The following is a 339-nucleotide window of genomic DNA, read 5'->3' as shown; positions in this document are numbered from 1 at the left end:
GACACACGATTGGCAGGCCAAAGGCCGCATCAATGTCATTGGTGCGATCCTCAAAAAGACCTTCGTGACCTTAAGCTTATTTTCGGGAAGCATTAATGCAGATGTCTTTCATGCCTGGATGACACAAGACTTGCTGCCCAAGCTCCCCAGCGGCGCCGTGATTGTCATGGACAATGCCTCCTTCCATAAACGGCATGACACGATAAAAGCGGTAGCAGACCACGGTTACCTGTTGGAATGGTTACCTCCTTACAGCCCGGATTTGAATCCTATCGAACCGAAATGGGCTGAAGTCAAAGCGATAAGACGGCGAGAGAGGTGTTCAATTGACGAGCTGTT

General features: G+C 49.9%; 1 protein-coding gene. It reads left to right on the top strand.

Annotation, left to right across the window (positions count from 1 at the left end; translation table 11 throughout):
• Positions 1-64: 64 nt before the first annotated feature.
• Positions 65-339 (top strand): transposase (locus AAC855_RS21300; RefSeq protein ID WP_340612133.1); only part of this gene is annotated, 275 nt, incomplete at its 3' end.

The organism is Xenorhabdus bharatensis, assembly GCF_037996705.1.
Taxonomy (GTDB): Bacteria; Pseudomonadota; Gammaproteobacteria; order Enterobacterales; family Enterobacteriaceae; genus Xenorhabdus; species Xenorhabdus bharatensis.
The sequence above is the reverse complement of the archived record's forward strand: the minus strand, read 5'-3'. Positions and strand labels throughout refer to the sequence as shown.